The sequence below is a fragment of the Protofrankia coriariae genome (genome assembly GCF_001017755.1).
Classification (GTDB): domain Bacteria; phylum Actinomycetota; class Actinomycetes; order Frankiales; family Frankiaceae; genus Protofrankia; species Protofrankia coriariae.
In genome coordinates this window covers 7,481-12,883 of record NZ_JWIO01000050.1, presented here as the reverse complement: position 1 = coordinate 12,883, position 5,403 = coordinate 7,481, and the positions used below count along the sequence as shown (strand labels likewise).

Here is a 5,403-nt window from a genome sequence, read left to right as displayed (position 1 = left end):
CCCGCCGCCGGCGCGGCGCCGGCGGCGGGGGCCGCGGCAGGTGAACCGCGGCTGCTCCTCCTCGACGGCCACTCCCTGGCCTACCGGGCGTTCTTCGCGCTGCCGGTGGAGAACTTCTCCACCACGACGGGGCAGCCGACCAACGCCGTCTACGGCTTCACCTCAATGTTGATCAACGTGCTGCGGGACGAGCGGCCCACCCACGTCGCGGTGGCCTGGGACCTGCCGACGCCGACCTTCCGGCACACCCAGTACGCCGAGTACAAGGCGGGACGGGCCGAGACGCCCGCGGACTTCGTCGGGCAGGTCAGCCTCATCCACCAGGTGTGCGACTCCCTGGCCGTCCCCGGGGTCACCGCCGCCGGGTACGAGGCCGACGACGTCATCGCCACGCTCGCCACCCAGGGCGCGGCCCTGGGCATGCAGGTCCTCGTCGTCACCGGCGACCGGGACGCGCTGCAGCTCGTCGACGAGCGGGTGACGGTCCTGATGACCCGGCGTGGCATCAGCGACATGACCAGGTTCACCCCCGCCGAGGTCGAGGCGAAGTACGGCCTCACCCCGACGCAGTACCCGGACTTCGCCGCGCTGCGCGGGGACCCGTCGGACAACCTGCCGTCGGTGCCCGGGGTGGGGGAGAAGACCGCCACCAAGTGGATCCAGCAGTTCGGGTCGCTGGCCGCGCTGGTGGACCGGGCCGACGAGGTCGGTGGGAAGGCGGGCGCGTCGCTGCGCGCACACCTGGCCAACGTGATCCGTAACCGCTCGCTGACCGAGCTGGCCCGTGACGTGCCGCTGGCGGTCACCCCCACCGACCTCCAACTCCGGCCGTGGGACAGGGAGGCCGTCCACCAGCTCTTCGACACCCTGCAGTTCCGGGTGCTGCGGGAGCGGCTGTACGCGGCGCTGGGCACGGTCGAGCCCGAGGCCGACGCCGGCTTCGAGGTGACCGCGCAGGCGCTCGCGCCGGGGGAGGTGGCCGGCTGGCTGGCCACGCACACCGGCGGCGGGCAACGTCTCGGCGTGTACGTCCGGGGCAGCTGGGGCCGGGGCACCGGCAGCGTGACCGGTCTCGCGCTCGCCACCGCCGACGGCGCCGGTGCCTGGATCGACCCCGTCGCGCTCACCGCGGACGACGACGCGGCGCTGGCCGCCTGGCTGGCCGACGACAGCCGGCCCAAGGCCGTCCACGACGTCAAGGGGCCCATCCTCGCGCTCGCCGCCCGCGGCTTCTCTCTCGCCGGCGTCACCAGCGACACCGCGCTCGCCGCCTACCTGGCCCTGCCCGGCCAGCGCACCTTCGACCTCGCCGACCTCGTCCTGCGCTACCTGCGACGCGACCTGCGCCCGGAGACGTCCGAGACGGGGCAGCTGACCATCGACGGGTCGGACGAGGCGGACGCGGCCGCCGCGGACGTCGTGCGGGCCCGCGCGACGCTGGAGCTCGCCGACGCCCTCGACGCCGACCTGGCCCGCCGCGGCGCCACCGCGCTGCTGCGCGACGTCGAGCTCCCGTTGGTCACGGTGCTCGCCGGGATGGAACGGGCCGGGATCGCGGCCGACACCGACCATCTGCTCGACCTCCAGAAGCACTACGGCGCGCAGGTGACCGAGGTGGCCGCGCAGGCCCACGAGATCGTCGGCCGGCCGTTCAACCTCAGCTCGCCCAAGCAGCTGCAGGTGATCCTCTTCGACGAGCTGGGCCTGCCGAAGACCAAGAAGATCAAGACCGGCTACACCACCGACGCGGACGCGCTGGCCTGGCTTTCCACCCAGGCCGACCATCCGCTGCTGGCCGTGCTCCTGCGCCACCGGGACGTCGCCCGGCTGCGCACGGTGGTGGACTCGCTCATCCCGATGATCGACGACGCCGGCCGCGTCCACACGACGTTCAACCAGATGATCGCGGCGACCGGCCGGCTGTCCTCGGCCGACCCCAACCTGCAGAACATCCCGGTGCGCACCGCCGAAGGCCGTCAGATCCGCCGGGCGTTCGTCGTCGGCGCGGGCTACGAGTCCCTGCTCACGGCCGACTACTCCCAGATCGAGATGCGCATCATGGCGCACCTCTCCGGTGACGAGGGGCTGATCGGGGCGTTCGCCTCAGGTGAGGACCTGCACACGTTCGTCGCCGCCCAGGCGTTCGGCATCCCGGTGGACGAGGTCGACCCGGAGCTGCGCCGCCGGATCAAGGCCATGTCCTACGGGCTGGCCTACGGGCTGTCGGCGTTCGGGCTCGCCGGCCAGCTCGGCATCCATCCGGAGGAGGCCCGCGAGCAGATGGAGGCGTACTTCGCCCGCTTCGGCGGGGTGCGTGACTTCCTGCGCGGCGTGGTCGAACGGGCCCGCGCGGACGGCTACACCGAGACCATCCTCGGCCGCCGCCGCTACCTTCCCGATCTGACCAGTGACAACACACAGCGACGGCAGATGGCCGAGCGGATGGCGCTCAACGCCCCCATCCAGGGGTCCGCGGCCGACATCATCAAGATCGCAATGCTCGGTGTCGACCGGAAACTACGGGAACACGGGGCGCGGTCGCGACTGCTGCTGCAGGTGCACGACGAGCTCGTCCTGGAGATCGCCCCGGGCGAGCGCGCCGATGTCGAGGCGCTGGTGCGGACCGAGATGGGTGGGGCCTACCAGATGTCGGTTCCTCTCGAGGTCAGCGTCGGTTCCGGCCGTACGTGGGACGACGCGGCACACTGACACCTTCTGGCGACCATTTTTGTTGCTTTCTGTCGCTGTCCGTCCTGCTGCCACCTGTTCCGTTGCCGTCGTTTTGTTCTTTTATCATCTGTTTTTGGGCTGTCGCCGTCCGTTCTGCCGCTGTTCGCCACAGCCGTGTGCGCAGAGTCCTGTGCGCAGGTCTCGTGTGAGCGGAGTCCGTAGGAACTGTTGCGCGAAATCTGTAGGGCATCTTGTGCGAAAAGTGAGCGTTCGCCCTGCTCACGGGCCTGGACGGGCGGCCGTTGCGGGCGTGATGCCACCAGATTCCACCGTAGTGGGCGTGCACCGCCGGATTCGGGTTACGGTGGAGAAACGGCATCGTTCCCGTGTCGTGACATGAACGTCAACTAAATGTCCGGTCCGTTCCCATCCGTATCCCGCCGAGTTGATTTTCTCGCGTCTGGGTGGCTGACCCGGGTAGCTGTGTCGCAGTGGGCGGGCTGCTCCCAGCCGTGGGCCGACGGGTTTCGTCAGCCCGGCGAGGCCCCGCGGAAAGACCGAGGTCCGGCAGCGATGCCGAGGCCCGGCGGAAAGGCATTGTGTCGCTGTCCGTAGTGCGCTGGTGGCCGCGGAACGAAGCCGTCCGCGTTGTCACGCCCGATTGTCCCGGACCATGCCGATACGACCGAACACACCATGGCCGCCGGGGCGCGGTACCCCGCGGGACGGTGTCCCCGGGCGCGATGCCACACCGGACAGCGTCACACCGGACGGTGTCACACCGGACAGCCCGGACAGCGTCGCACCGGATGGTGCCGCGCCCGGCCGTGGCACCGCGCACCCGATGGCAGGAGGACCGATCGCAGTGAGCCTCTCGTTCTTCACGGACCGGCGGCTTTTTCTGATCGTTCTTTCCGCGGTGGGCATCGTCGCGTTCACGGCGTTGGCCCTGCTGCCCGGCTCGCCGGGGCAGGACCGGCTCGCCACGTGGCTGGCGGTGGCGATCAGCACGGCCAATCTGCTCGCGGCCGTGCTGCTGACCCGGATCCGGCCGGGAGCGCACCGGCTGCTGGTGTTCTCCTCGGTGCTGGCCGTCACGATCGCGCTGGGCGGCAGCGACTCCGGCCGGGACAGCGACCTCTACCTGCTCTGGTACTTCTGGATCGCCGCCTACGCCGCGATGGTCAGCCGCCTGCGGGTCGCGCTCCTGCACGCACTGGTCGTCAGCGCCGGCGCTGTGCTGGGAGTTGCGCTCAAGGGCGATCTGTACGCCGGTGGGGCGGCGGCGGTGATGGCCATTGTCACGATCGTCGCCACCACCCTGGTGACGTTCTGGGTCGGCCGCTGGAACCACCTGCTGGTCGTCCGCGACCTGCTGACGGGCCTGGCGAACCGGGCCGGTCTAGCCCACGTCGCCCAGCCGGCGATCGCCCAGGCGGTCGCCACCGGACGGTACGCCGTCCTGGTGCTCCTCGACATCAACCGGTTCCGCGAGGTCAACGACGCCCTCGGTCACCCCGCCGGAGACCGGTTACTCCAGGTGGTGGCGAGGCAGCTGCGTAACGTGGCGACGGATCCCGCCCTGGTCGGGCGTCTCGGCGGTGACGAGTTCGCCGTCGTCCTGTGTGGGCTTGAGCTGTCCGACGAGCCCGCCGCCGCCCACGAGCACCTGCGCGCGATCGGCCGTACGGTGATCAGGCAGCTGCGCGGCCCGTTCCGCATCGACGGGGTCGACGTGGAGGTGGAGGCCAGCGCGGGCGTGGCGGCCGCTCCGATGCACGGCACGACCCTTGGCACGCTGCTGCCGGCCGCGGACGCGGCACTGCACGCGGCCGGCCGCGAGAGCGAACGGGTCGGCGTCTGGGACGCGGGCATGGGCGGGGTACGCCCGTGGGAGCTCGCCCTGCACGCGCAGCTGCGCGCCGCGATCACCGGCGGCGAGCTGGTGCTGCACTACCAGCCACTGCTGTCCTGCCAGACCGGCCGGATCGCCGGGGTGGAGGCGCTGCTGCGCTGGGCGCATCCGAGCCGGGGGCTGCTGGCACCCGGCGCGTTCCTGCCGATGGCGGAACGGTCAACTCTGATCATCGATCTCACCGAGTGGGTGCTGGACGAGGCCCTGCGCCAGTGCGCGGACTGGGCCCGCGCCGGCGAGCACATCCCGGTGTCGGTGAACCTCTCGGCGCGCATGCTCGTCCGCGACAACCTACCCGACCTGGTGTCGGAGACGCTGGGCCGGCACGGCCTGCCCGCCGACGTCCTGACCCTTGAGATCACTGAGAGCGCGCTGGTCACGCAGCCGGCGCGGGCCGCCGCCATGCTCCGGGAGCTGCGCACCCGCGGGATCAAGCTGTCGCTGGACGACTTCGGCACCGGCTACAGCTCGATGGAGATCCTCAAGACCCTGCCGTTCGACGAAGTGAAGATCGACAAGGGGTTCGTCTCCGACGCCCACGGCAGCCTGCCCGACGCCGCGATCGTGCGCTCGGTCCTGGAGCTCGGCCACCGGCTGGGGCTGCGTGTCGTCGGGGAGGGCGTCGAGGACGACCGGGCCATGCGGATGCTGATGGAGCTGGGCTGCGATCTGCTGCAGGGCGACGCGATCTCGTCCCCGCTGCCGCCCTCCGCGCACCTGCTGACGGTGCTGCGCGCCGGCGCCGGCGAGGTGTCTCCGGCCCCCGTGGGCGCCGCCGGGCCGCGGCCCGGCGGCGCCGCGCGCCCCGGTGGTACGGA

2 protein-coding genes are annotated in these 5,403 nt (G+C 71.4%); both read left to right on the top strand.

Annotation, left to right across the window (positions count from 1 at the left end):
- Window positions 1-2,709: DNA polymerase I (gene polA / locus FrCorBMG51_RS21260; RefSeq protein WP_420848662.1), on the top strand; the 2,709-nt coding region annotated here is incomplete at its 5' end.
- An 826-nt stretch (window positions 2,710-3,535) separates the two neighbouring features.
- On the top strand, window positions 3,536-5,403 hold a 1,868-nt coding region (locus FrCorBMG51_RS29100; protein WP_162233264.1), incomplete at its 3' end, for a putative bifunctional diguanylate cyclase/phosphodiesterase.